At 73.5% G+C, this 25074-nt stretch carries 22 protein-coding genes; 5 read left to right on the top strand and 17 right to left on the bottom strand.

The genetic code is table 11. The features are described from left to right. Positions 1 to 107 precede the first annotated feature (107 nt). Positions 108 to 785, bottom strand: a complete 678-nt coding sequence (locus ABT015_RS06285; RefSeq protein WP_063349065.1) for a response regulator — start codon at positions 783 to 785, stop codon at positions 108 to 110. A 279-nt stretch (positions 786 to 1064) separates the two neighbouring features. On the opposite strand from ABT015_RS06285, the gene ABT015_RS06290 reads away from it, so the two are divergent. Continuing rightward, on the top strand, positions 1065 to 2039 hold the full coding sequence (locus ABT015_RS06290; RefSeq protein WP_402450367.1) for a SigE family RNA polymerase sigma factor: 975 nt from the start codon (positions 1065 to 1067) through the stop codon (positions 2037 to 2039). Positions 2040 to 2284: 245 nt separating this feature from the next. Here the strand turns inward: ABT015_RS06290 and ABT015_RS06295 are convergent, their stop codons facing one another. From ABT015_RS06295 to deoC, 4 genes are all read right to left on the bottom strand, one after another. Continuing rightward, positions 2285 to 2923, bottom strand: coding sequence for an ATP-binding protein (locus tag ABT015_RS06295; RefSeq protein WP_350877285.1), 639 nt, complete (start codon positions 2921 to 2923; stop codon positions 2285 to 2287). A gap of 246 nt (positions 2924 to 3169) precedes the next feature. Beyond that, on the bottom strand, positions 3170 to 4072 hold the full coding sequence (locus ABT015_RS06300; protein WP_350877287.1) for an aldehyde dehydrogenase family protein: 903 nt from the start codon (positions 4070 to 4072) through the stop codon (positions 3170 to 3172). Further along, complete coding sequence (locus tag ABT015_RS06305) at positions 4065 to 5540, bottom strand: aldehyde dehydrogenase family protein (protein WP_350877289.1); 1476 nt, start codon at positions 5538 to 5540, stop codon at positions 4065 to 4067. The genes ABT015_RS06300 and ABT015_RS06305 overlap by 8 nt, the downstream gene beginning before the upstream one ends. Before the next feature lie 5 nt (positions 5541 to 5545). Beyond that, positions 5546 to 6532 carry a deoxyribose-phosphate aldolase gene (gene deoC, locus ABT015_RS06310; RefSeq protein WP_350877291.1) on the bottom strand — a complete coding sequence of 329 codons (987 nt, stop codon included), beginning with the start codon at positions 6530 to 6532 and terminating at the stop codon, positions 5546 to 5548. Between the two features lie 207 nt (positions 6533 to 6739). Here deoC and ABT015_RS06315 point away from each other — a divergent pair, with 207 nt between their 5' ends. Next, complete coding sequence (locus ABT015_RS06315; RefSeq protein ID WP_350877293.1) at positions 6740 to 7414, top strand: PH domain-containing protein; 675 nt, start codon at positions 6740 to 6742, stop codon at positions 7412 to 7414. Between the two features lie 63 nt (positions 7415 to 7477). Here ABT015_RS06315 and ABT015_RS06320 read toward each other — a convergent pair whose 3' ends face one another. The 6 genes from ABT015_RS06320 to ABT015_RS06345 all read right to left on the bottom strand — a co-directional run bounded on the left by ABT015_RS06320 (position 7478) and on the right by ABT015_RS06345 (position 15582). Continuing rightward, positions 7478 to 9202: a phospho-sugar mutase gene (locus ABT015_RS06320; protein ID WP_350877295.1), complete on the bottom strand. Its 1725-nt coding sequence runs from the start codon at positions 9200 to 9202 to the stop codon at positions 7478 to 7480. Between the two features lie 153 nt (positions 9203 to 9355). Beyond that, entirely contained in the window at positions 9356 to 10177 is an 822-nt protein-coding gene (locus ABT015_RS06325; RefSeq protein WP_350877297.1) for a purine-nucleoside phosphorylase, read from the bottom strand. A gap of 169 nt (positions 10178 to 10346) precedes the next feature. After that, positions 10347 to 11432, bottom strand: a complete 1086-nt coding sequence (locus ABT015_RS06330; RefSeq protein WP_350877299.1) for an NlpC/P60 family protein — start codon at positions 11430 to 11432, stop codon at positions 10347 to 10349. Positions 11433 to 11491: 59 nt separating this feature from the next. After that, on the bottom strand, positions 11492 to 11974 hold the full coding sequence (locus ABT015_RS06335) for a poly-gamma-glutamate biosynthesis protein PgsC/CapC (protein WP_063349074.1): 483 nt from the start codon (positions 11972 to 11974) through the stop codon (positions 11492 to 11494). Beyond that, positions 11971 to 13320, bottom strand: coding sequence for a poly-gamma-glutamate synthase PgsB (gene pgsB, locus ABT015_RS06340; protein WP_350877302.1), 1350 nt, complete (start codon positions 13318 to 13320; stop codon positions 11971 to 11973). Before pgsB ends, ABT015_RS06335 begins: the two co-directional genes overlap by 4 nt. A 21-nt stretch (positions 13321 to 13341) precedes the next feature. After that, positions 13342 to 15582: a HAMP domain-containing protein gene (locus ABT015_RS06345; RefSeq protein WP_350877304.1), complete on the bottom strand. Its 2241-nt coding sequence runs from the start codon at positions 15580 to 15582 to the stop codon at positions 13342 to 13344. A 246-nt stretch (positions 15583 to 15828) separates the two neighbouring features. Here ABT015_RS06345 and ABT015_RS06350 point away from each other — a divergent pair, with 246 nt between their 5' ends. After that, positions 15829 to 16809, top strand: a complete 981-nt coding sequence (locus ABT015_RS06350; protein WP_350877306.1) for a hypothetical protein — start codon at positions 15829 to 15831, stop codon at positions 16807 to 16809. A 6-nt stretch (positions 16810 to 16815) separates the two neighbouring features. On the opposite strand, the gene ABT015_RS06355 is transcribed toward ABT015_RS06350, so the two are convergent. Beyond that, positions 16816 to 17253, bottom strand: coding sequence for a gamma-glutamylcyclotransferase family protein (locus ABT015_RS06355; protein WP_063349076.1), 438 nt, complete (start codon positions 17251 to 17253; stop codon positions 16816 to 16818). 99 nt (positions 17254 to 17352) lie between these two features. On the opposite strand from ABT015_RS06355, the gene ABT015_RS06360 reads away from it, so the two are divergent. Both ABT015_RS06360 and ABT015_RS06365 read left to right on the top strand, forming a co-directional pair. After that, positions 17353 to 18801 carry an NAD(P)H-quinone dehydrogenase gene (locus ABT015_RS06360; RefSeq protein WP_350877308.1) on the top strand — a complete coding sequence of 483 codons (1449 nt, stop codon included), beginning with the start codon at positions 17353 to 17355 and terminating at the stop codon, positions 18799 to 18801. Positions 18802 to 19001: 200 nt separating this feature from the next. Continuing rightward, complete coding sequence (locus tag ABT015_RS06365; protein ID WP_350877310.1) at positions 19002 to 19994, top strand: DeoR/GlpR family DNA-binding transcription regulator; 993 nt, start codon at positions 19002 to 19004, stop codon at positions 19992 to 19994. A gap of 78 nt (positions 19995 to 20072) precedes the next feature. Here ABT015_RS06365 and ABT015_RS06370 read toward each other — a convergent pair whose 3' ends face one another. From ABT015_RS06370 to ABT015_RS06390, 5 genes are all read right to left on the bottom strand, one after another. Further along, the gene (locus tag ABT015_RS06370) at positions 20073 to 21848 is read right to left on the bottom strand and encodes an acetyl/propionyl/methylcrotonyl-CoA carboxylase subunit alpha (RefSeq protein ID WP_350877312.1); all 1776 of its coding nucleotides are present in this window, start codon (positions 21846 to 21848) and stop codon (positions 20073 to 20075) included. Positions 21849 to 22136: 288 nt separating this feature from the next. Then, entirely contained in the window at positions 22137 to 22736 is a 600-nt protein-coding gene (locus ABT015_RS06375) for a nucleoside triphosphate pyrophosphatase (protein WP_350877314.1), read from the bottom strand. 72 nt (positions 22737 to 22808) lie between these two features. Continuing rightward, the gene (gene mmpB / locus ABT015_RS06380; protein WP_279634918.1) at positions 22809 to 22934 is read right to left on the bottom strand and encodes a morphogenic membrane protein MmpB; all 126 of its coding nucleotides are present in this window, start codon (positions 22932 to 22934) and stop codon (positions 22809 to 22811) included. Between the two features lie 137 nt (positions 22935 to 23071). Further along, positions 23072 to 23293 (bottom strand): acyl-CoA carboxylase epsilon subunit, encoded by a 222-nt coding sequence (locus ABT015_RS06385; RefSeq protein WP_350877317.1) that lies wholly within the window; start codon positions 23291 to 23293, stop codon positions 23072 to 23074. A gap of 25 nt (positions 23294 to 23318) precedes the next feature. Beyond that, positions 23319 to 24908: an acyl-CoA carboxylase subunit beta gene (locus ABT015_RS06390; RefSeq protein ID WP_350877319.1), complete on the bottom strand. Its 1590-nt coding sequence runs from the start codon at positions 24906 to 24908 to the stop codon at positions 23319 to 23321. Positions 24909 to 25074 lie beyond the last annotated feature (166 nt).

Consider the following 25074-nt stretch of genomic DNA (forward strand, 5'->3'; position numbering starts at 1 on the left):
CAGGAATTTCGGGCAGCCCAGGCGGATCAGGAGGGCGGCAACCAGGAGGACGGGAAGCAGGAGGACGGGAAGCAAGGGGACGGGAAGCAGGAGGACGGGAGAGGCACTCAGGCCGGCGGGTCCAGCCGGTAGCCCACGCCGCGGACGGTGCGGATCAGGGTCGGCGCGGACGGGACGTCCTCGACCTTCGCCCGCAGCCGCTGCACGCAGGCGTCCACCAGGCGGGAGTCACCCAGGTAGTCGTGCTCCCAGACCAGCCGCAGCAGCTGCTGGCGGGAGAGCGCCTGGCCGGGGCGGCGGCTGAGCTCCAGGAGCAGCCGCAGCTCGGTCGGGGTGAGCTGGAGGTCCTGCCCGTCCTTGGTGACGGTCATCGCCGCCCGGTCGATCACCACGGTGCCGTACGCGGAGGAGTCGGAGCTCTCCCGCTCGCCGCGCCGCAGCACGGCCCGGATCCGGGCGTCCAGCACCCGTGGCTGCACCGGCTTGACCACGTAGTCGTCGGCGCCGGACTCCAGGCCGACCACCACGTCGATGTCATCCGAACGGGCGGTCAGCAGGATGATCGGCAGCTGGTCGGTGCGGCGGATGCGGCGGCAGACCTCGAAGCCGTCGATTCCGGGCAGCATGACGTCCAGCACGATCAGGTCGGGCCGCTGCTCCTTGAAGAGCCTCAGACCGTCCTCGCCGGAGGCGGCGGTGGCCACGCGGTGGCCCTGGCGGGTGAGGGCGAGTTCGAGGCCGGTCCGGATGGCGTCGTCGTCCTCGATCAGAAGGAGGAATGGCACGGCCCCATTTTGGCCCACGCGAAGCGCCGAATCACCCCCAGGATCGCTCACCGCCCGTACGGGAACCGGAAGGAGCCCTACCGGCGTCCGGTACGGAGGGAGGCGGACCGGGACGAAAGGCCCGCCCCTGTGACACCCCTGTGACAGTCGGCGGACAGCGCCATCACAACCGGCGGGCAAGATTTTCCATGTCGCCGCAGGACAGCGGGCCAACCCGGCCGGCTGGAAGGCGGCAACAGGAACCGCTCGTACCGACCCAGGGGGCGCACGATGAACGCCATGCTTCAGACCCGGACCAACCCGGCTGTCCGCACCGCGCGTTCGTCAGCCACCGCCCCGCGGACCCGGTACGAGGTCAGGACCGACGAGAACTCCGGTGCCGTGACCGTACGGGGGTGCGCGCACAGCACCGGTGGAAACCCTGTCGCCCGCCGGGTGAGCGGCGGCGCCAGGACGGGGGAGCTGTACGGGATCGGCCGGGTGGGGAACGCGGCCGACTCCGGCAACACCCTCACGCTGCGGGGGATCCTCCCCGTCCGCGTCGAGGGCAAGGACGCTCCGGCGGGGAACCGGGGCGTCGGCGGGAACGGCCTGCGGACGGTCGGCTCGGGGGAGTCGGCCGGCCGCGAGGCCGCCGGTGCGACGCTGCTGCAGCTGAACCCGGCGGCGGCCCGCACCACCGAGGCGGGACGGGCGGACGCGCAGGCGGAGCACCCGGCCGTCGCGGAGGACCACATCACGGAGTTCACCGCGTACGTGCGTGAGCGCCGCGCCTCCCTGTACGCCACGGCGTACCACCTGACCGGTGACCGCTACGAGGCCGAGGACCTGCTGCAGAGCGCGCTCTTCAGCACCTACCGGGCCTGGGGCCGGATCACCGACAAGGCCGCGGTCGGCGGGTACCTCCGCCGCACCATGACCAACCTGCACATCTCCGCCTGGCGGCGCCGCAAGGTCAACGAGTACCCGACCGAGGAGCTGCCGGAGACAGCCGGCGACACCGACGCGATGGGCGGCACCGAGCTGCGCACCGTGCTCTGGCAGGCGCTGGCGAAGCTTCCGGAGAACCAGCGCACCATGCTGGTGCTGCGGTACTACGAGGGCAAGACCGACCCGGAGATCGCCGACGTGCTGGGGATCAGCGTCGGCACGGTCAAGAGCAGCATCTGGCGGGCGCTGCGCCGGCTGCGCGAGGACGAGCACCTGAACAAGTCGGGCGACACCGTCCGGGCGTTCGGCGAGCTGGTCGCCTGACGCGGACGCGGGTGACGCGAAGGAGTGGAGCTCCCGTCGGGGGACGGGTAGCGGATGGTCGCGGTGCGTGGACGCCGGCTCGGGGGAGCGGCGAACACGGGGAGCCCGACGGCCGTTCGGGAAGGCGACGGGCCCGGTGCGGGGGAGACGCACCGGGCCCGTCGTTCTTCGTGTCTTCGTTCCGCGTCGAGCCCCCGTCCGGAGACGGCCCGCCCGAACGGAGGACGGCCCCGACGGAGGACAGCTCAGACGGAGGACAGCTCCCGCCGCCCGGCCGCGGCGCGGATCCGGCGCTCGGCCTCGGCCCCGGCGCACGGGTGGGAGCCCAGGGTGACCTGCCGCCCGACGATGGACCGCTCGGCGCGCATCAGCCGCCAGCCGCGCCGCAGCAGCACCGGCAGCGACTTGCGGCCCTCCCGGACGTCCCGGCGCAGCCGGCGCCAGGCCGTGGTGAGCGCGCCGTTGCGCAGGCACAGGGCATCGCCGAGCAGGCCCTCGGCGGCGCACTCGGCGGTGATCTCGGCGGCGAAGATGCCCTCGGCGATGAACGCGGGGGCGCCGTCCAGCTCCAGGGCGCGGGTGGCGATCCGGCCGTTGTCCGGGATCGAGTACACCGGGACGTCGGCGCGGCCGGTCTCGTAGAGGCCGCGGATCGCGGCGACCGCCTGGTCGCGGTGCCAGGCGAGCGGGGAGTCCCAGTCGACCGCGCCGTCGGGCAGCAGCGGCAGGGTGGGGTCGTCCCCGTCCTTGTAGAAGTCGTCCAGTTGCAGGACCGGTAGCCCGCTGCGCTCGGCGAGCGAGGACTTCCCGGAGCCGGAGGGGCCGGACAGCAGGACGACCCGGGCGTGGGTCGTCGGCACAGGATTCAGCGGGTCGTCACTCACGGGACACCAGTCTGACGCATCCGGGCCCGATGCCGAAACCCGCTGGATCACACCTTCTGCGAGCTCCGGGGGCCGGCGAGCCGGAGGACGGCGCCGGGGCGGTGTCGAGACGGCGGGGAAAGGCGACGGACCCGCGCCAGGGGGGGAGAGGCGCGGGTCCGTCCAATGACCGTCCGGGCCCTGGGGGGGAGAGGGCACTGGGGACGGCCAGTCTGTGGAGTTGTTACTCGGTGGTCGACGGGGCGGTCAGATCCCCATCGGGTGCCAGACCGTCTTCGTCTCCAGGAACGAGAGTAGCCGGTCGGTACCGGGCGCATTGGTCCAGTCCTGGGCGAACGGGTCCAGCTCCGGACGGACCACCCTCTTCAGGGTATCCGCGGCGGCCGCTTCCAGCGCCTGCGCCGCGCCGGGGCCGTCGGCGGCGATCGCGCCGGTGAGGTCCACCGCGTTGACGTCCTGGTGCGAGGCCAGGGTGGGCGCGATGTCGGCGGTCCTGCCCGAGATGATGTTGACCACGCCGCCGGGGACGTCCGAGGTGGCGAGCACCTCGCCCAGCGACAGGGCCGGCAGCGGGGCGTCCGCGGCGGCCGCGACCACGACCGTGTTGCCGGTGGCGATCGCCGGGGCGATCACCGAGACCAGGCCGAGCAGCGAGTGCCCGTACCCGGCCTGCGGGGCGACGATCCCGACCACGCCGGTCGGCTCCGGGGTGGAGAGGTTGAAGAAGGGGCCGGCGACCGGGTTGGCGCCGCCCGCGATCTGGGCGACCTTGTCCGTCCAGCCCGCGTACCAGATCCAGCGGTCGATCGCGGCGTCCACCAGGGCGGCGGCCTTCTTCGGGCCGATGCCCTCGGCGGCGGAGACCTCGGCGGCGAACTGCTCGCGGCGGCCCTGCAGCATCTCGGCGACCCGGTACAGCACCTGGCCGCGGTTGTACGCGGTGGTGCCGGCCCAGCCCTTGACCGCCGCGCGGGCGGCCAGGACGGCGTCGCGGGCGTCCTTGCGGGTGCCCAGCGGAGCGTTGGCGAGCCACTGGCCCTTGGCGTCCGTCACCTCGTACACCCGCCCGCTCTCGGAGCGCGGGAACTTCCCGCCGACGTACAGCTTGTAGGTCTTGAAGACGTCAAGACGCGTCGCGACATCAGACATCGAGGTAGGCCTCCAGACCGTGGCGGCCACCCTCGCGGCCGTGGCCCGACTCCTTGTAGCCGCCGAACGGCGAGGTCGGGTCGAACTTGTTGAAGGTGTTGGCCCAGACCACGCCGGCCTTGAGCCGGCTCGCCGTCCAGAGGATGCGCGAGCCCTTCTCCGTCCAGATGCCGGCGGAGAGGCCGTACGGGGTGTTGTTGGCCTTCGCGACCGCCTCGTCGGGGGTGCGGAAGGTCAGCACCGACAGGACCGGGCCGAAGATCTCCTCCTGGGCGATCCGGTGGGCCTGGCTGACGCCGGTGAACAGGGTCGGCTTGAACCAGAAGCCGGTGCCCGGGAGTTCGCACTCGGGCGACCAGCGGTCCGCGCCCTCGGCCTCGCCGGCGTCGGTCAGCTCGGTGATCCGGGCCAGCTGGGCGGCCGAGTTGATGGCGCCGATGTCGGTGTTCTTGTCCAGCGGGTCGCCGACGCGCAGGGTGGACATCCGGCGCTTCAGGGCGTCCAGCAGCTCGTCCTGGATCGACTCCTGGACCAGCAGGCGCGAGCCCGCGCAGCAGACGTGGCCCTGGTTGAAGAAGATGCCGTTGACGATGCCCTCGACCGCCTGGTCGATCGGTGCGTCGTCGAAGACGATGTTCGCGGCCTTGCCGCCCAGCTCCAGCGACAGCTTCTTGCGGCTGCCGGCCAGCTGCCGGGCGATCGCCTTGCCGACCGGGGTGGAGCCGGTGAAGGCGACCTTGTTGACGTCCGGGTGCGCGGTGAGCGCGGCGCCGGTGCGGCCGTCGCCGGTGACGATGTTGACGACGCCCTTCGGCAGACCGGCCTGGCGGCAGATCTCGGCGAAGCGCAGGGCCGTCAGCGGGGTGGTCTCGGCCGGCTTGAGGACGACGGTGTTGCCGGTTGCCAGGGCGGGCGCGATCTTCCACGCCAGCATCATCAGCGGGAAGTTCCACGGGATGACCTGGCCGGCCACGCCCAGCGGGCGCGGGTTCGGGCCGAAGCCCGCGTAGTCCAGCTTGTCCGCCCAGCCGGCGTAGTAGAAGAACCACGCGGCGACGGTCGGGATGTCGAAGTCGCGGGTCTCGCGGATCGGCTTGCCGTTGTCGATCGACTCCAGCACGGCCAGCTCGCGGCTGCGCTCCTGGATGATCCGGGCGATCCGGAACAGGTACTTGCCGCGCTCGCTGCCCGGCAGTGCCGACCAGTCGGCGAAGGCCTTGCGGGCGGCGGCGACCGCGCGGTCCACGTCCTCGTCGGTGCCCTGGGCGAACTCGGCGAGCACCTGCTCGGTGGCCGGGTTGACCGTCTTCAGGGCCTCGCTGCCGGAGGAGTCGACGAACTCGCCGCCGATGAAGTGGCCGTAGGAGGTGGCGATGTCGCCCGCGGCGGCGGGGGACTCGGGGGCCGGGGCGTAGGCGAAGAGGCCGGAGGCCTTCGCGGGCTCCTCGATGTTCTTCTTCTTGGCCATGGTGATCAGTCCACCGTCACGTAGTCGGGGCCGGAGTAGCGTCCGGTGGTGAGCTTCTGGCGCTGCATCAGCAGGTCGTTGAGCAGGCTGGAGGCACCGAAGCGGAACCAGTGCGGGCTCAGCCAGTCGTCGCCGAGGGTCTCGTTGACCATCACCAGGTACTTCATCGCGTCCTTGGTGGTCTTGATCCCACCGGCGGGCTTCACGCCGACCTGGACGCCGGTCTGCGCCTTGAAGTCGCGGACCGCCTCCAGCATCAGCAGGGTGACCGGCGGGGTCGCGTTGACGGCGACCTTGCCGGTGGAGGTCTTGATGAAGTCGGCGCCGGCCAGCATCGCCAGCCAGGAGACGCGGCGCACGTTGTCGTACGTCTGCAGCTCGCCGGTCTCGAAGATCACCTTGAGGTGGGCGCTGGTGCCGTCCGGGCGCTTGCACGCCTCCTTGACGGCGACGATCTCGTTGAAGACGTCGTAGTAGCGGCCGGAGAGGAAGGCTCCCCGGTCGATCACCATGTCGATCTCGTCGGCGCCCGCGGCGACCGCGTCGGCGGTGTCGGCGAGCTTCACCGGGAGGGCGGCGCGGCCGGCCGGGAAGGCGGTGGCCACCGAGGCGACCTGGATGTCGGTGCCCCGCAGGGCGTCCTTCGCGGTGGCGACCATGTCCGGGTAGACGCAGATGGCGGCGACGCGGGGGGTGGTCGGATCGGTCGGGTCGGGGGTCCTGCCCTTGGCGCACAGGGCGCGCACCTTGCCGACCGTGTCCGCGCCTTCCAGCGTGGTCAGGTCGATCATCGAGATCGCCAGGTCGATGGCGTAGGCCTTCGCCGTGGTCTTGATCGAGCGGGTACCGAGGGTGGCGGCACGCGCCTCAAGGCCGACCTGGTCGACGCCGGGCAGGCCGTGCAGGAAGCGGCGGAGCGAGGCCTCGGACGCCGCAACGTCCTGAAGGCCGCTGCCCGCAACGCCGAGGGCATTGGCTGCAACAGTGGACATAGTCACCAGAGCAGCATATCTACGCGCGTAGTCGACCGCTAGGGGCCCTGCCTTTCGTGGCCGGACCGAGACCTCCACGGAGCCGGACGGGCGGCCGGGGGCGTGTACGGCCGGGGCGCGCGGCGACCGGCGACCGGGTGGCCCGGGGGCGGCATTCGATGCCGGACCGAGACCTCTCGGTGGGGGGCATGGGGCAGAATCGACGGCATGACCGATTCCGACGGCAAGCCCCGCCAGGGTTCCGCCGCCCCCGACGGGGATCCCGCGTACGCGGACCGCGTGTACCGCTCTGTCCCCGGTGTGATCTCCGGAGTGCTGCTGCTGGCCGTCGCCGGCTGGCTGATCGGCGACGCGATGCTGAACGGGACGGGGAAGACGCCGTACGTCTCGCTCGCGGCGGTACCGGTGTTCGCCTTCCCGGTGATCGCCTACACGCTGCGCCCGGCGGTGCTGGCGGACCGCAGCCGACTGCTGGTGCGCAACCCGTGGCGGACCATCACCGCGCCGTGGGCCTCGGTGGACGCGCTGCGCGCGGGGTACTCGGTCGAGCTGCTGGCCGGCGGCAAGAAGTACCAGGTGTGGGCGGTGCCGGTGTCGCTGCGGCAGCGCAAGCGGGCGACCCGGGCCCAGCAGCGCGGCGGCGCCGAGCACGCCTCCCGGATGGGGATGGTGTTCGGCCGCCAGACCAACCCGGTGGTGCAGGGCTCGCCCGACCCGACCCGCGCCTGGTCCGACCAGGTGACCAACGTGCTCCAGGAGATGGCCGAGCGCAACGCCCGCCGCCCCGACGCGGCCGGCCCGGTCGAGGTGGCGTGGTGCTGGTGGGTGATCGCGCCGACGCTGGCCGGCCTGGCCGCGCTGATCACGGTGATCGCGGTCTGAGCCGAAGCACGCGAGGGGCCCGCCGGTACGCGACCGGCGGGCCCCTTCTCGTACGGGCGGGCGTCAGACGGCGATGCCCGCGGCCTCGGCCAGGTCGCGCTTGACGGCTTCGAGCAGCTCGGCGGCCCGCTCGCGGGTGGCGGCGAGGTCGGCGGCGGTGGCGACCGGGAGGACGACCTCCAGGTAGCACTTGAGCTTGGGCTCGGTGCCGGACGGGCGGACCACGATGCGGGCCGAGCGGACGGCCTCGCCGGCCAGGTAGTAGCGCAGGCCGTCGGTGGGCGGCAGCTCGGCGGAGCCGGCCGACAGGTCGTCCGCGCGGGTGACCCGCAGGCCGGCCAGGACGGTCGGCGGCTGCTCGCGCAGCCGGCGCATGGCGTCGGCGATCAGCGAGAGGTCCTGCACGCGGACGGACAGCTGGTCGGTGGCGTGCAGGCCGTGCTCCAGCGCCAGGTCGTCCAGCAGGTCGGTCAGGGTGCGGCCGGACGTCTTGAGGGTGGCGGCCAGTTCGGCGACCAGCAGGGCGGCGGTGATGCCGTCCTTGTCCCGGACGCCCTGCGGGTCGACGCAGTAGCCGAGCGCCTCCTCGTAGCCGTAGCGCAGGCCCTCGGCGCGGGAGAGCCACTTGAAGCCGGTCAGCGTCTCGGCGTAGCCCAGGCCGGCGGCCTCGGCGATCCGGCCCAGCAGGGTGGCGGAGACGATGGTGGTGGCGAAGACGCCCTCGGCCTTCTTGGCGACCAGGGCCGCGCCGAGCAGCGCGCCGACCTCGTCGCCGCGCAGCATCCGCCAGCCGGAGGTGCCGTTGCCGCTGCCGGCCGCGTTGGCGAGGGCCGGGACGGCCACCGCGCAGCGGTCGGCGTCCGGGTCGTTGGCGATCACGATGTCGGGGCCGACCGCGGCGGCGGTGCGGAAGGCGAGGTCCATCGCCCCCGGCTCCTCCGGGTTGGGGAAGGCCACGGTCGGGAAGTCCGGGTTGGGCTCGGCCTGCTCGGCGACGACGGTGGGCCCGGGGAAGCCGGCCCGGCGGAAGGCGGCGACCAGGGTGTCGCGGCCGACGCCGTGCATCGGGGTGTAGACGACGTCGAGGTTGCGCGGGCTGTGCTCGTCGACGATCGAGACGGCCCGGGCCAGGTAGGCCTCGATGACGTCCTCGCCGAGAACCTCCCAGCCGCCGTCGGCGCGCGGGACGTCGTGGAGCGAGGCGATGGCGTCGATCTCGGCGGCGATCCCGGCGTCGGCCGGCGGGACGATCTGCGAGCCGTCGCCCAGGTAGACCTTGTAGCCGTTGTCCTGCGGCGGGTTGTGGCTGGCGGTCACGGTGACGCCGGCGGCCGCACCCAGGTGGCGGACGGCGAAGGCGAGCACCGGGGTCGGCAGCGGGCGCGGCAGCAGCGCGGCGCGCAGGCCGGCGCCGACCACCACGGCGGCGGTGTCCCGGGCGAAGTCGTAGGACTTGTGGCGGGCGTCGTAGCCGATCACGACCAGGTCGCCCAGGTTCTGCTGCTTGACGTAGGCGACCAGGCCGGCGGCGGCCCGGATCACCACGGCCCGGTTCATCCGCATCGGGCCCGCGCCCAGTTCGCCGCGCAGGCCGGCGGTGCCGAACTGGAGCCGGTCGGCGAAGCGCTCGGCGAGGTCCGCCCAGGCGAGCTTGCCGTCCGTCTCGGCCGCCGGGTCCTCGGCCCGGGCGAGCAGGGCCGTCAGCTCCTCGCGGGTCTGCGGGTCGGGGTCCTCGGCCAGCCAGGTTCGGGCCCGGGCGAGGAGGTCGGTGGTGGTTGCCTGCGTCATGGCTGCCTGCTCCATCGGGAAGTGCGTCGGGTGGTCGGCCGGAGGGTTCCGCAAAGAAGGGGGGTGCACATGCGGACGGGGCCCGCGGGGCGTGATCAACGGATCACGGCCGCCCGAGGGCCCCGTCGCTCATGATTGTGCGCCCAAGCCCTGTCAGATCCGCTCAAGGACCTTCGCGAGCAGCTCGCCCATGCGCTCGGCGGAGGCCTTGCCGGCCTCCAGCACCTCGGCGTGGTTGAGCGGCTCGCCGGTGATGCCGGCGGCCAGGTTGGTGACCAGCGAGATGCCGAGCACCTCGGAGCCGGCCTCGCGGGCGGCGATGGCCTCCAGGGTGGTGGACATGCCGACCAGCTCGCCGCCGATCACCCGGGCCATGTTGACCTCGGCCGGGGTCTCGTAGTGCGGGCCGCGGAACTGGACGTAGACGGCCTCGTCCAGGCTCGGGTCCACCTCGCGGCAGAGCGCGCGCAGGCGCTTGGAGTACAGGTCGGTGAGGTCGACGAAGTTGGCGCCGACGATCGGGGAGTCCGCGGTCAGGTTGATGTGGTCGCTGATCAGGACCGGCTGGCCGGGGACCCAGCCCTCGCGCAGACCGCCGCAGCCGTTGGTCAGCACGATGATGCCGCAGCCGGCCGCGGCGGCGGTGCGCACGCCGTGGACGACGGTGGCCACGCCGTGGCCCTCGTAGTAGTGGTTGCGGCCGAGGAAGATCAGGGCGCGCTTGTCGCCGATCTTCACCGAGCGGATCGTGCCGGCGTGGCCGGCGACGGCGGGGGCGGGGAAGCCCGGGAGCTCGGTGACCGGGAACTCGGCCACGGTCTCGCCCAGGGCGTCGGCGGCCGGCACCCAGCCGGAGCCCATCACCAGGGCGACGTCGTGCCGCTCGGCACCGGTCAGCTCGCGCAGGCGCTCGGCGGCGGCCTGGGCGGCGGCGTAGGGGTCGGCGGAGACGACCGACTGAGGAGATGCGTTCACGGCTCCGAGGATAGACGGGTTTCGACTACGCGCGTAGAAAATCCGGTGCGGCATGCCGGATCGTTACCCGGTTGACCCGAAAGCACAGCTCGGTGGCGCCTTTCGGGTGACGCCGCTCGTCGGTACGTACAAGTCGGTGCGAGGCCGGTGCGAGGTGCCGGGCCCGGGTTCAGAGCCGTTTCGCGCTGCGCAGCCCCTTCGCGTACAGGCCGTTGTCGTCCAGTCGCGCGGTGCCGCCCTTGTCGCCGAAGGTCGGGCCGTCCGCCTCCTCCCGGCTGGAGATGTACCGGGGGTGGCCGTCGGTGTCCAGGCCCAGGTAGATGCCGGTGTGGTCGAGCCGGGCGCCGGTGCGGGCGTCGATCTCGAAGAACACCAGGTCACCGGGCTGGAGCGGGTCGATCGAGGCCGGCCGCAGGGTGGTGTCCGAGCCCGGCGCGGTGGTCAGCGGCAGCACCGGGACGCCCGGGCCGACCCGGGCCAGGCCGTTGGCGCTGCGCGGCAGGCCGGGACCGGCCACGTCCTTGGAGAGCAGCGGGTAGCCGGAGCGGTAGCCGTAGACCATCCGGACGTACCCGGAGCAGTCGAAGGCGCCGTAGCGCGTCCTGTCCGGCTGCTTGGCCACCTTGTCGGCGAACGTGTACGGGACGCCGAGGTAGTCGAGGAAGTCGGTCTGCTCCAGCCGCAGGTCGTTGCCCACCGAACCGTTCGGGTTGAGCGGGCCGAAGGAGGCGTCGCCCTTGAACCGCACGCCCTTGGCGTCCTTCTCCGGCGCCGCGCCGGCCAGGTACTGGGTGGCCACCGCCAGCACGTCGTCCGCGGTGGACCCGAGCGACTGCTGGAACCAGGTGCGGAACCAGCCCTCCTGCTCGGCGCCCGGCCGCCACGGCTGCGGCATCAGCCGGACCCAGGTGTCCGTCACCACGGTGGCCGTGGTGGTGCCCGGCTCGGCGAAGGTGCGGCTCGGGCCGGCCAGGACGGCGGTGCGGGCGCTGTCGGTCAGGGTGGCGACCACGCCGCCGCGGGCGTCCCGGACCACCGTGCGGTCCGGGCCGCCCAGCCGTTCGTAGCGGTACTCGGCGGTGGTGCCCTGGGTCTGGCCCGGCACGGCGGTGGTGGTGATCAGCGGCGCGCCGCCGCCCGGGTCCGACGGCCGGTCGCGGTCGCGGTCGCGCAGTTGGACGGTGAGGTAGCCGCTGGCGGCCAGCAGGGCCACGGCGAGGCCGCCGCTGAGCAGGGACTTGCGGGTGACGGGCATCGGGGGTCTTCCTGGGGGTTCCTGCGGGGATTCCTGACGGGGGTTCCTGAACGGGGGGATCAGGTGCCGGGCAGGGCGCCGAGCAGGACGCCCGCGGTGAGCACCACGTAGTTGGCGAGCGTCACCGTGCTGGTGGCCATCAGGGTGGCCGCCCGGGGCTGGCGGACCAGCTGGTAGGCGATCAGGCCGGGGACGATGAACCCGAGCGTCTGGTTGGCGTACAGGGTGGGCAGTTCGCGCTGGAGGACCAGCATCACGGTGGCCTGCAGCAGCACGCCGATCAGCACCACGGCGGCGAACAGCCGCTTGCCGTACAGGATCACCAGCTTCTGGACGACCCGGGTGGCGAGGTAGGTCAGCACCGTCACGCCGATCACGATGGCCACCCGCTGGAGGTCCTCGACCAGGGTGAGGGCCAGCCAGCCGGGGGTGATCATGCCGCCGGGGGAGAGGTTGGTGGTCAGGTAGCAGACGAGCGAGAAGACCAGGCCGAGCGCGATGCCGATGGCGGCGATCTCGGGGGTGAGCTCGGTGGGGATCACTGCTGGTCTCCGTGGTGGGGGGTGTGGGGGTGGGGCTCGAACCAGGAGTCGGGGAGCGGTTCGGGGTGGTGGACGGGCCGGTACGCGGAGTCGTACACCGGCTCGGGGTAGAGCGGTTCGGGCTCGTGGTACGGGAGTTCGGGGGCGTCGGGCGCGTCCGGGGCCTCGTCGGGGGCGAGCCGGGCCAGCTCCTCCAGGAACAGTTCGCCCTGGCCGTGGATGTTGCCGACGGCCACCAGCGAGGAGTCCGGCCCGAGTTCGGCCAGCAGTTCGGCGGTGAGCCGGGCCGGGTCGCGCTTGTCGCCGCCGAGGTCGACCACCCGGCCGGACCACCCGGCCGGGATGCCGTCCCGGGCGCTCCTGGTGGGGTGGCCGATCAGGAACACGGCGTCCGGGTCGAGGTCGGGCACGATCTGGCCCATCTGGCCGTTGCGCTCCACCCGGTCCGGGCGGCAGTTGATCACCACGTTGAGCGGGCGGTGGATCGCGCCCAGGCCCTCCAGCTGGCGGACGTTCATCAGCGTGGACTCGGGGTCGTTGGCGGCGAAGACGTTGGCGAAGCGCAGCCGCTTGCCGTCCTCGGTGCGGTAGCGCTCGACCGACAGCACGCCCGGGTCCGGCGGGGCCGCCCACATGCCCCGCAGCGCGGTCCGCCGCTCCACGCCGAGGAGTTCGGCGACGGCCAGGGCGATCGCCACGTTCTCCTTGAAGGTGAACCAGCTGAACCCGCGCAGTTCCTCGTCGGTGACCGACTCCGGGTCCACCACGATCAGTTCGCAGTCGCGTCGGGCCGCCTCCGCGCGCAGGATGTGCGCGCGCTCCTGCTCGGCGGTGACGCACACCCCGCCGACCGGCATCGAGCGGGACAGCGAGCGGGCGACGTCGTCCAGGGTCGGGCCCATCTCGGCGAGGTGGTCCTCGCGGACGTTGCACAGCACGCCGATGGTGGAGCGGATCAGCTTGGTCTGGTTGACCTCCTGGAGCGCCGGCATGACGGCCATGCACTCGATCACCAGGGCGTCCGGCCGGTAGGTGGCGGCGCGGCGGACGATGCCGATCTGCTCGACCACGTTGGCGATGCCGAACTTGCGGTAGACCGGTTCCTCGGTGGCGTCCGGGTGGATGAACCGGGCCGCCGTGCCGGTGGTCTTGGCGACCGTCACCAGCCCGCCGCCGCGCAGCGCGCCCGCGCAGAGCCGGGTGATCGAGCTCTTGCCGCGGATGCCGTTGACCAGCACCCGGGTCGGGATCTGTTCCAGCGCGGCGAAGTGCCGGCGCTGCTCGACGATGCCGGCCACCAGCAGCACGGCGCAGCACACCAGCAGCACGACGTAGAGGAAGAGCACGGGAGATCCTTCGGGCGGGGCTCAGCGGGCGTGCGCGGGCACGGGGGCGGACTCGGGGGCGGCGGTGCGGCGGGGGCGGGCCGGCTCCTGACGGACGAGCTCCTGGCGGATCAGCTCCAGGCTGCGGGCGACGGCGCCGACCTCGTCGTGGTGGACGGGGTAGAGCACCGTCCGGCGGTCCCCGGCGGCCAGCGCCTCGGCGCTCGCCGCGAGCCGGCGCAGCGGCAGGCCGACCGCGATGAACAGCCAGCCGAGGCAGAGCGCGGCCGCGGCCAGGCCGAGCATGCCGGCCAGCACGGCCCGCCGGTCGGCCCGGTTCTCGTCCAGGTGCAGCCAGGCCACCGGGTGGGCGGTGACCACCGACCAGCCCAGCTTGGCCACGCTGCCGTTGCCGCCGAGCGGGGCGGCGGCGAACAGCGCCGGGTCGCCGCCGCCGCGCAGCACCTCGGCGGCGGCCGACTTCTTCGCCTGGGCCAGCAGGGCCCTGGCACGGCCCTCGGGCAGCTCGCCGAAGGAGCTGTAGCCCTCGTTGGCGGCGAGCACCCGCTGCCGGTCGTCGACCAGCCAGACCCGGCCGAGGCCGGGGCGGACCAGCAGCCCGCTGAGGAAGTCCGTCTTGAACTCGCCGATCAGCACGGGCCCCGGCGGCTCGGCGGCGCCCTCCGCCTCCGCGTCGGCGGGGGCGGCGGTGAGGGCCGCGCGGGCGGCGATCCGGGGCTCCCGGCCGGAACTGTTGAGCAGCAGCACGCCGCTCGCGCCGAGGGCCTGCGGGCCGGTGCGGTGCGGGGTGTCGCCGGCGCGCGCGAGGACCTCGCCGTTCGCGCCGAGGACGTACAGCGCGCGGTAGCGGTCGTGCTCGGCGAGGGTGGCGCGCAGCAGGGCGTCGGCCCTGCCGACGGAGGCGCCGGCGAGTTCGGGGGCGAGCGAACGCAGGTCCGCGTAGCCCTCGTTGAGCGCCTGGCGGATCCGGTCGGCGGCGGTGTCGGTGCGGTCGCGCTGGCCCGCCACCACCTGGGTGGGGACCCGTACGGTCGGGTCGTTGCCGCCCAGGAACAGCAGCGGGCCGGACCAGCCGAGCACCAGGACGGCGCACAGCGCCAGCGGCAGCGCGGTGCCGGGGCGGCGCTTCGGCGCGGCGGGGGCCGGCGGGCGGGCCGGGTCGAGGAGTTGCAGCCGCAGCTCCTCCAGGGCGCGGGCGATCCGGCCGGCCTCCCTCCGTTTCGGGCCGCGGACCGGCACGTCGAGCCGTTCGCCGCGGGTGAGCCGGCGGGACTCCAGGAACAGCCGCAGCAGCGGCCGCTGGAGGCTGCGGCTCAGGTACCACGCGAGCAGCAGGGCCAGGGCGAGCAGCGCGCCGGCGGCGGTCAGGCCGAGCGCGGGGTGGCGCAGGCTGCCGGGCTTGCCGTCGACGGTGCTGGTGGAGACCACGGTCAGGCCGAGCGGGGCGGCCAGGTCGTGCCCGCCCGCGGTGCCGACGGCGGCGTAGCCGGCGACCCGCCGCACGCCCTTGGCGTCCGGGCTGCCGGACAGGCTGCCGGCGGCCGTCCCGCCGGGGGCCGGGCGTTCGCGGGCGGCGCGCTCGCGGGCACCGGTGATCACGGCGCGGTCGGCCTCGGCGCCGAGTTCGGCGCCGGTGCTGTCCAGGACGGCGCCGGTGGCGTCGAGGACCTGGATGGTCTGTTCCTTGCGGGTCGCGATGCCGGGCAGCCGCAGGTTGTCGGAGGCGACCAGCAGGGCGCGGCCGTCGGCCTTGGTGGTGACCAGGGCGAAGGTGAGCAGCCGGGTGCCGGTGGTGGACGGCACCAGGACGGGCGCGGGCGCGGTGTCGGTGACCCGGCTGAGGTCGAGGCCGGCCAGCGGCACGGTCTCGCCGCGGGCGGCGAGCAGCCGGCCGGTGTCGGGGCGGACCACCGCCGTGCCGCGCCACTTGTGGTACGCCTGGCCGAGCGCGGACAGCACCGCGGCCGGCTCGGCGGGCGCGGCGTCGTAGCGGGCGGCGGCCCGGCGCAGGTCGGTGGCGCTCTCGTGCAGCCCGGCGCGCAGCGAGGCCGCGGTGTCCTCGGCGGCGTACTGGTGGGACTCCCGGACGGCCTGCGGGGTGTCGTCGACGCGCAGCCCGCCGACGGCGAGCGCGGTGATGGCGGCGACGGCGAGCAGCAGCACCAGCAGCAGCGCGATGGGCGGGCGGATGCCTCCCAGCAGCGGCATGTCGGCCCGGCGGCGATAGCGGTGCTGTCGCGGCGGGTTGGGTGCCGTGCTCACGGGGCCTCGTTCTTCTCGGGGCTCGGCGTACCTGTCCCCTGGAGGTCCGCCGGCCTTCTCGTCGGTCAAACGCTGATCAAGAGTTGGTCAAGCCGGAACAGCGTACGAAGGAGATTTCGAAAAGTTGTCACGTTCCGGTGTCGATCGGGTGCCGCTTCGGGATCTCTTTTCGCGAACCGGGCGTGGTGGGCGGCTCCCGGCGGCCCCCGGTGGTTCGCGGCGGGTGGCACGGTAGGTTCGACGGCCATGGAGACTCGGGGTTCGCGGCGCCCGTTGCCGCTGGCGGCGGCGGTGCTGCTGGTGCTGGCGTCGCTCGCGGCGGTGCTGACGCTGGCCGTGCGTGGCTCGGCCGAACGGCCGTCGGCGGAGGGCGTCGCGGCGGGCCGGAGCGGACCGACCGGGCCCGCCCCGGTGGACCTGGCGGCGCTGGTCGACGGGTACACCGCCGGGTTCACCCCGGGCGGCCCGTACACCGTGCCGGACGCCGGGCAGCGCCGGGCGATCGCCGACGGCGTGCTCGGCGCGCTGGACGGGCAGACCGAGCAGGCCGGGCGCTCGCTGGCGCGGGTCGGCTACCGGCTCACCGAGTTCACCGAGGCGGCGACCGGCCGCCGGGTGGCGGAGATCGCCGACGGCACGGACGCCGGGAGCCGCGGCTGGGGCCGGGTCTACCTGGACCTCTCGGCCCGGGCGGGCTGGTCCGTGCAGGTGCCCCACCCGGTCTCGGACGCCCGGACCGAGGCGCTCGGGGTGGATCTCTTCCGGGCCGAGCCGGGCGGGGTGCTGGTGCTCGCCGGGGCGCACCGCCGGGCCGGGGCGGACGGCGCCTCGGACGTCGCGCACCGCGCGGACACGGTCTTCGCGGCGGTGGTCGAGGCGCTCACCGGGCGCGGCCTGCCCGGGATCCAGGTGCACGGCTTCGACGAGGGCAGCCTGCCCGGGCAGGACGCGGTGGTCTCCAGCGGCGCCGGCCAGCCGGGCCCGGCCGCCGAGCTGACCGCCGGCGGGCTGGGCCGGGCCGGGTACGCGGCCTGCCGGGCCTGGCGGGAGAAGTGCGGGCAGCTCGGGGGCACCACCAACGTCGAGGGCCGGTTCGCGGCCGGGCTCGGTGTGCCGTGGCTGCACGTCGAGCTGGGCAACGGGCTGCGCACCGAGCCGGCCCGCCGCGCGGTGGTGGCCGGGGTGCTGGCGCAGACGGCCCGCGGCTGGGCCGCGGGCCAGGGCTAACGCGCCCTAGCAGGGGCGGCGGCGCAGGTCCATCACGTAGTCGTGCGGGGCACCGGCGCTCTCCGCGGCGTCGGCGACCAGGCCGAGGTAGCGGGCCGCGGGCAGGCCGCCCTCGTAGTCGTTGAGCACGTACGTCCAGACCGGGGTGTCGCCGTCCAGGGTCTGCGCGCGCAGCTTGATCTTGCGGTAGATGCCGAGCTGGACGCCCTCCCAGCGGTCCAGGCCCTCCTCGTCCATCGGCGCGACGTCGTACAGCGAGACGAAGACCTGGTCCTTGCCGTCCTCGACGACGGTGGCCAACGAGCCCTCCCAGCCGAGCTGTTCACCGCCGAAGGTGAGCCGCCAGCCGTCCAGCCACCCGGTGCCGCGCAGTGGTGAGTGCGGGGCGCGGCGGGTCATCTGCCGTGCATCGAGGTTGGTGGCATACGCGGCGTAAAGGGGCATGGGGGGAAGACTAGCCCGGTCGACGGACGGTCCGTGGCGACTGGGCGATCGCACAGAAGCCCGGACCCCGGCGTGGCGGCGCTCCCGGCGTGCGGGACAATGGTGCACGTGACTCGGATCGTGATCATCGGTGGCGGACCCGGCGGCTACGAGGCTGCGCTGGTGGCCGCGCAGCTCGGCGCGGAGGTGACCGTCGTCGACCGCGACGGTCTGGGCGGATCGGCGGTGCTCACCGACTGCGTGCCGTCGAAGACCCTGATCGCGACCGCGGAGGTGATGACCACCTTCGACAGCTCGTACGAGGAGCTGGGCATCACCGTCGCGCAGGACGAGGCCGCCGACGCGGCCAAGGTCATCGGCGTGGACCTGGGCAAGGTCAACCGCCGTGTGAAGCGACTGGCGATCGCGCAGTCCCACGACATCACCCAGTCGGTCACCCGGGCCGGGGTCACCGTGCTGCGCGGCCGCGGCCGGCTCGGCGGCGGCGGCCAGGCGGTGGACGGCTCCCGCGAGGTGCTGGTGGACGCGCCGGACGGCACCGTCCAGTCGCTGCGCGCCGACGCGGTGCTGATCGCCACCGGCGCCCACCCCCGCGAGCTGCCGGACGCCCAGCCGGACGGCGAGCGGATCCTCACCTGGACCCAGGTGTACGACCTGGAGGAGCTGCCCCGCGAGCTGATCGTGGTCGGCTCCGGTGTGACCGGCGCCGAGTTCGCGGGCGCCTACCAGGCGCTCGGCTCCAAGGTCACCCTGGTCTCCAGCCGTGACCGGGTGCTGCCGGGCGAGGACCCGGACGCCGCCGAGGTGCTGGAGGACGTCTTCCGCCGCCGTGGCATGAACGTGATGGGCCGCTCGCGCGCCGAGAGCGTCAAGCGGATCGGCGACCGGGTCGAGGTGGCCCTCGCCGACGGCAAGGTGATCGAGGGCACGCACTGCCTGATGGCGGTCGGCTCGATCCCCAACACCGCGGAGATGGGTCTGGAGGAGGCCGGGGTCAAGCTCAACGACTGGGGCCAGATCCAGGTCGACCGGGTCTCCCGCACCAGCGCCCCGGGCGTCTACGCGGCCGGCGACTGCACCGGCGTCTTCATGCTCGCCTCGGTGGCGGCCATGCAGGGCCGGATCGCGATGTACCACGCGCTCGGCGACGCGGTGCAGCCGCTGAACCTGAAGACCGTCGCCTCCAACGTCTTCACCGACCCGGAGATCGCCACCGTCGGCTACACCGCGGCCGATGTGGAGTGCGGCAAGATGGACGCGGTCGTGGTCAAGCTGCCGCTGCGCGGCAACCCGCGGGCGAAGATGCAGGGCATCCGGGACGGCTTCGTGAAGCTGTTCTGCCGCCCGGGCACCGGCATCGTGGTGGGCGGCGTGGTCGTCGCCCCGCGGGCCAGCGAGCTCATCCACCCGATCGCGCTCGCGGTGGACGCCAATCTGACCGTCGAACAGGTGGCCAGCGCCTTCACCGTCTACCCGTCGGTCTCCGGCTCGACCGCCGAGGCCGCCCGGCAACTGCACATCCGCAAGCGGGTCGAGGGCGAATCCTGAACCTCCGGCGCACAGTTGAGGGCGGCTGCCGATCGGTGGCCGCCCTTTGCGCAGGAGTGATCGTCACCCGGACGGCGGGCGCGGCCCCGGGCTGCTGACGGCGCGTATTGTACGGTCACGCGCCGCTCTTGCGCGAGCAATTCCAGCTACTAGCTGCAAACGCCTGAAAGCAGACGGTCACGCACGTTACCGTCGGTTCTGTGTTTGCAGCAGAACGTCGCCAGTTGATCCTCGAAATGGTGCGCGCCAACGGAGCGGTCTCGCTCCGGGAGTTGGCCCGCGTCGTCCAGACCTCCGAAGTGACCGTACGCCGCGACGTACGGGCACTGGAGGCAGAAGGGCTCCTCGACCGCCGGCACGGCGGCGCGGTGCTCCCCGGCGGCTTCAGCCGCGAACCCGGCTACCCGCAGAAGACCCACCTCTCCGCGGCGGAGAAGAGCGCCATCGCGGACCTCGCCGCCGGCCTGGTGGAGGAGGGGGACGCGGTGGTGGTCGGCGCCGGCACCACCACCCAGGAGCTGGCCCGCAGGCTGGCCAGGGTGCCCGGCCTCACCGTGGTCACCAACTCGCTGCTGGTCGCCCAGGCGCTGGCGCACGCCAACCGGGTGGAGGTGGTGATGACCGGCGGCACCCTGCGGGGTTCCAACTACGCGCTGGTCGGCAGCGGTGCCGAGCAGTCCCTGCACGGGCTGAGGGTCTCCAAGGCCTTCATCTCCGGCAGCGGGCTGACCGCGGAGCGGGGCCTGTCCACCGCCAACATGCTGTCCGCGAGCGTGGACCGGGCGCTGGTGCAGTCGGCCAACGAGGTCATCGTCCTCGCCGACCACACCAAGCTCGGCGCGGACTCCATGTTCCAGACCGTGCCCACCGAGAACATCACCCGGCTGGTCACGGACGAGCAGGCGACCGCCGACGACGGCACCGCCCGGCAACTCGACGCGATCGCCGACTGCGGGGTGCAGATCGACCTGGCGCCGCTCGGCGTCGCCCCCGCCGGGGACGCCCCGGTGCACGGCACCGGCAGCGGGCCCGTCCACCAGACCCAGCCCGGCCCGCTGGCGCGCCGGCCCGCCCCGCCCCCTGGCGGCGCCCCGCTGCCCGGCCAGCGCCGGCCGGGCGCGCACGGTGGTCCGGGCGGGCCGGGCGGCATGCCGGCCCGACTGGCCGAGCTGGGCCTCCCACGCGGGCGCTGAGGGCCCGTACAGCCGCGCGAACGCGGCCGGCCCGCACCCCCGAGGGGGTACGGGCCGGCCGGTGCTCCAGGGAGCGCGTCAGTCCTTGATCTCGCACAGCGCGGCGCCGCTGCTGACGCTCGCGCCCACCTCGGCCTTGAGGCCGACGACGGTGCCCGCCTTGTGCGCGTTCAGCGGCTGCTCCATCTTCATCGCCTCCAGGACCACGATCAGCTCGCCCTCGGCGACGACCTGGCCCTCCTCGACGGCGACCTTGACGATGGTGCCCTGCATCGGCGAGGCCAGGGTGTCACCGCTGACGGCCGAACCGGCCTTCTTGGCACCCACCCGGCGCTTGGCCTTCGCGGCACCCGCGGCACCGGCCGCCGGGGCCGCCGAGACGCCCAGCGAGGACGGCAGCGAGACCTCGATCCGCTTGCCGCCGACCTCGACCACGACGGTCTCGCGGCCCTCGGCCTCCTCGCCGTCGCCGGCCGCGCCCGCGAACGGCGGGATGGTGTTGTCGAACTCGGTCTCGATCCACCGGGTGTAGATCGTGAACGGGCCCTCGCCGCCGTGCACCTCGGGCGCGAACGCCGGGTCGGTGACGACCGCCTGGTGGAACGGGATGGCGGTGGCCATGCCCTCCACCTTGAACTCGTTCAGCGCGCGGCGGGCCCGCTCCAGGGCCTGCTTGCGGTCCCGGCCGGAGACGACCAGCTTGGCCAGCAGGGAGTCCCAGGCCGGGCCGATGACCGAGCCGCTCTCCACGCCGGAGTCCAGCCGGACGCCCGGGCCGGACGGCGGCGCGAACAGCGTCACGGTGCCGGGCGCGGGCAGGAAGCCCCGGCCCGGGTCCTCGCCGTTGATGCGGAACTCGAACGAGTGGCCGCGCACCTCGGGGTCGCCGTAGCCCAGTTCCTCGCCGTCGGCGATCCGGAACATCTCGCGGACCAGGTCGAGTCCGGTGACCTCCTCGGTGACCGGGTGCTCGACCTGCAGCCGGGTGTTGACCTCCAGGAAGGAGATCGTGCCGTCCAGCGCCACCAGGAACTCGCAGGTCCCGGCGCCCTCGTAGCCGGCCTCCTTCAGGATGGCCTTGGACGCCCGGTACAGCTCGGCGTTCTGCTCGGCGGTCAGGAACGGCGCGGGCGCCTCCTCGACCAGCTTCTGGTGCCGGCGCTGCAGCGAGCAGTCACGGGTGGAGACGACCACCACGTTGCCGTGCTTGTCCGCGAGGCACTGGGTCTCCACGTGCCGCGGGTTGTCCAGGTAGCGCTCGACGAAGCACTCGCCGCGGCCGAAGGCGGCGACGGCCTCGCGCACCGCGGACTCGTACAGCTCCGGGATCTCCTCCAGGGTGCGGGCGACCTTGAGGCCGCGGCCGCCGCCGCCGAAGGCCGCCTTGATGGCGACCGGAAGGCCGTGCTCCCGGGCGAACACGACCACCTCGTCGGCACCCGAGACCGGGTCCGGGGTGCCGGCGACCAGCGGCGCGCCGGCGCGCTGCGCCACGTGCCGGGCGGTGACCTTGTCACCGAGGTCGCGGATGGCCTGCGGGGGCGGGCCGATCCAGGTCAGGCCCGCGTCGAGGACGGCCTGGGCGAAGTCGGCGTTCTCCGACAGGAACCCGTAGCCGGGGTGGATGGCGTCGGCCCCGGAGTCCGCTGCGGCCTTCAGGACCTTGGCGATGTCCAGGTAACTGGTGCCGGGGGTGTCTCCACCCAGCGCGTAAGCCTCGTCGGCCGCGCGGACGTGCAGCGCATCCCGGTCCGGCTCGGCGTAGACGGCGACGCTGGCGATACCGGCGTCCGAGCAGGCCCGGGCGACGCGGACGGCGATTTCCCCGCGGTTGGCGATGAGCACCTTGCGCACTGTGGCTCCCTTCTTGAACCTGGTCGAGTTTATGGATTCCTGGGCGGTACCGGCGAGTAGCCCCAGGTTGTGAACTATCCCACACGGACGGTGATGAGTTTCGAGGGCCCGTCGACCGCCCGTCCGATGACGCCGCAGGTCGCGGCCGGTGCGGTCGAACCGGCCGGATCCACAGCGGGTGACCGGGCGTTGTCCGGGGCCCCGGTGGCATCGGACACACTCTCGCGCGGCCGGCTCGAACGACGGTGGAACGGGCGGCGGGTCGCCGCGGTCCCGCGGGCCCGGCCGTCAGGCCCAGAGGTCGACCAGCCGGACGTCCAGGTCGGCGAGCAGGGCGCGCAGCAGCGGCAGCGAGAGGCCGATGACGTTGCCGGGGTCGCCGTCGATGCCCTCGATGAACGGCGCCGAGCGCCCGTCCAGGGTGAACGCCCCGGCGACGTGCAGGGGCTCGCCGGAGGCCACGTAGGCGGCGATCTCGGCGTCGTCCGGGGTGCCGAAGCGGACGGTGGTGGACGCGGTCGCCGAGGACTGCCGGCCGGTCGCGGTGTCGATCACGCAGTGACCGGTGCGCAGCACCCCGGCGCGGCCGCGCATCGACTGCCAGCGGGCGAGCGCCTCGGTGGCGTCGGCGGGCTTGCCGAGGGCCTGGCCGTCCAGCTCCAGGACGGAGTCGCAGCCGATCACCAGCTCGCCGCCGGTCAGTGCGGCGGCGACCGCCTTCGCCTTGGCCTCGGCCAGCACCAGGGCGAGTTCGGCCGGGGTGGCGGCGCTGATCGCGTCCTCGTCGACGCCGCTGACCACCACGCGCGGGTCGAGGCCCGCCTGGCGCAGCAGTCCGAGGCGGGCGGGGGAGGCGGAGGCGAGGACGAGGATGCGCTGGTCGGTCATGCCCCTCAGGGTAGGGGGTCCCGGTGTCCGCCGTTCGGGTGAACGGCGGTCGCGGCGGTCGGCTGACGGTGGTCACAGCAGCAGGAGGACGGCGGCCACCATCGCGAGGGCGGCGAGCACCCGGCCGGCCCGGTGCAGCCGCTCCATCATCCGGCGGGCCTCCGGGGAGGGCTCGTCGCGGGGGTCTGACCAGAGCACACGTCCAGGGTGCGCCGCGCCCGGCCCCGGGCGCCTGAGTATCCGTACTCAGCTTTCGGGCAATCCGGGCGGACGGGCCCGAACGGGTGCGGAGCGGGAAGTCGGACGGGCCGACTTCCCGCTCCGCACCCGGCGGATCAGCTCGCCCAGCCGGACGTCCGCCAGGCGTTGACGCCCGGGTGGACGGCCTGGCGGAACAGGCGGGAGCGGTCGTTCCAGGGGGCGGCCGGGCCGGCACCGGCCCGGCGCGCCGCCTCGGCGGCGGCCTGCGCGGCGGCGGCCCGGGCCTGGACCACCGCCAGGACGGCGGCGAGCTCCTCGGGGGTCGGCTGCCCGTGCAGCACGTGGATCGGGGCCATGGCTCAATTCTCTCCCGACGGGGGCCTACAGGGGGATGTTGCCGTGCTTCTTCGGCGGCAGCACCTCGCGCTTGCCGCGCAGCGCCCGCAGACCCCGGACGATGTGCCGGCGGGTCTCGCTCGGCGGGATCACCGCGTCCACGTAGCCGCGTTCGGCCGCCAGGTACGGGTTCAGCAGGGTGTCCTCGTACGAGGCGATCAGCTCGGCCCGCTTCTGCTCGGCACCGCCCGCCGCCCCGGCCTCGGCGATCTCCCGCCGGTGCAGGATGTTGACCGCGCCCTGCGCGCCCATCACCGCGATCTGCGCGGTCGGCCAGGCCAGGTTGAGGTCGGCGCCCAGGTGCTTGGAGCCCATGACGTCGTACGCGCCGCCGAAGGCCTTGCGGGTGATCACGGTGATCAGCGGGACGGTCGCCTCGGCGTAGGCGTAGATCAGCTTGGCGCCGCGGCGGATGATGCCGTCCCACTCCTGCTCGGTGCCGGGCAGGAAGCCGGGCACGTCGACGAAGGTCAGCACCGGGATGTTGAAGGAGTCGCAGGTCCGGATGAAGCGGGCGGCCTTCTCGCTGGCGTTGATGTCCAGGCAGCCGGCCAGGTCCATCGGCTGGTTGCCGACGATGCCGACGGACTGGCCCTCGACCCGGCCGAAGCCGGTGATGATGTTGCCCGCGTACAGCGGCTGGGTCTCCAGGAACTCGCCGTCGTCGACGATGTGCTCGATCACCTTGCGCATGTCGTACGGCTGGTTCGCCGAGTCCGGCACGATGGCGTCGAGTTCGAGGTCCTCGTCGGTGACGGTGAGGTCCGCCTGCTCGGGGTAGGACGGCGGGTCCGACAGGTTGTTGGAGGGCAGGTACGAGAGCAGGCTCTTGACGTACTCGACGGCCTCCTTCTCGTCGGTGGCCAGGTAGTGCGCGTTGCCGGACTTGCTGTTGTGGGTGCGGGCGCCGCCCAGCTCCTCCATGCCGACGTCCTCGCCGGTCACGGTCTTGATCACGTCCGGGCCGGTGATGAACATGTGCGAGGTCCGGTCGGCCATCACCACGAAGTCGGTGATCGCGGGGGAGTACACCGCGCCGCCCGCGCAGGGGCCCATGATCAGCGAGATCTGCGGGATCACGCCCGAGGCGTGCACGTTGCGGCGGAAGATCTCGCCGTACAGGCCGAGCGAGACCACGCCCTCCTGGATCCGGGCGCCGCCGGAGTCGTTGATGCCGATGACCGGGCAGCCGGTCTTCAGCGCGAAGTCCATCACCTTGACGATCTTCTCGCCGAACACCTCGCCCAGGGAGCCGCCGAACACGGTGAAGTCCTGGGCGAAGACGGCGACCTGGCGGCCGTCCACGGTGCCGTAGCCGGTCACCACGCCGTCGCCGTACGGGCGGTTCCGCTCCTGCCCGAAGTTCGTCGAGCGGTGCCGGGCGAACTCGTCGAACTCGACGAAGGAGTCCTCGTCCAGCAGCTCCGCGACCCGCTCGCGGGCCGTCAGCTTGCCCTTGGCGTGCTGCTTCTCCACGGCCGCGGCGGAGCCGGAGTGCACCGCCTCGTCGAGCCTGCGCCGCAGGTCGGCGAGCTTGCCGGCGGTGGTGTGGGGGTCGTACGGCGCCTCGGTCATCCGGTGGCTCTCCCTGATCGATGGGCCGCGACCTGTTCGAGTGCGCGCGGGCCGGGGTGGGGGCCCGCGCATGAGGGCAGGGCGGCGCTGCGAACTACCGTTGGGTAGCGTAGCCAGCGCACGGGCCCGGACGTCATGTCCTGGCGTTATGGCCATCAACACAGTG

Source organism: Kitasatospora sp. NPDC094016 (assembly GCF_040304045.1).
Classification (GTDB): Bacteria; Actinomycetota; Actinomycetes; order Streptomycetales; family Streptomycetaceae; genus Kitasatospora.